The following is a 295-nucleotide window of genomic DNA, read 5'->3' as shown; positions in this document are numbered from 1 at the left end:
GGATCACCTCCTTAAACGATAGACTGCTTGTTTGATGCAGTGTCCACACAGATTGCTTGGTTAAAATGTAAAAGAACGCAAAAAAGACTTGGGTCTGTAGCTCAGGTGGTTAGAGCGCACCCCTGATAAGGGTGAGGTCGGTGGTTCAAGTCCACTCAGACCCACCACTTTTTCTCCCAGAAAAAGTGGCGGTAAACAGTCTTTTTATACGTTGGGGTTATAGCTCAGCTGGGAGAGCGCCTGCCTTGCACGCAGGAGGTCTGCGGTTCGATCCCGCATAGCTCCACCACTTTCT

General features: G+C 49.8%; 2 tRNA genes. Both read left to right on the top strand.

Going from position 1 to position 295, the window contains the following annotated elements:
* The first annotated feature begins 90 nt into the window (after positions 1 to 90).
* Positions 91 to 167, top strand: a tRNA-Ile gene (locus tag ASV53_RS25140).
* Between the two features lie 46 nt (positions 168 to 213).
* Positions 214 to 289 (top strand) — tRNA-Ala (locus tag ASV53_RS25135).
* The last annotated feature ends 6 nt before the right edge of the window (positions 290 to 295 follow it).

This window comes from Photobacterium sanguinicancri (genome assembly GCF_002265265.1).
Taxonomy (GTDB): Bacteria; Pseudomonadota; Gammaproteobacteria; order Enterobacterales; family Vibrionaceae; genus Photobacterium; species Photobacterium sanguinicancri.
The sequence above is the reverse complement of the archived record's forward strand: the minus strand, read 5'-3'. Positions and strand labels throughout refer to the sequence as shown.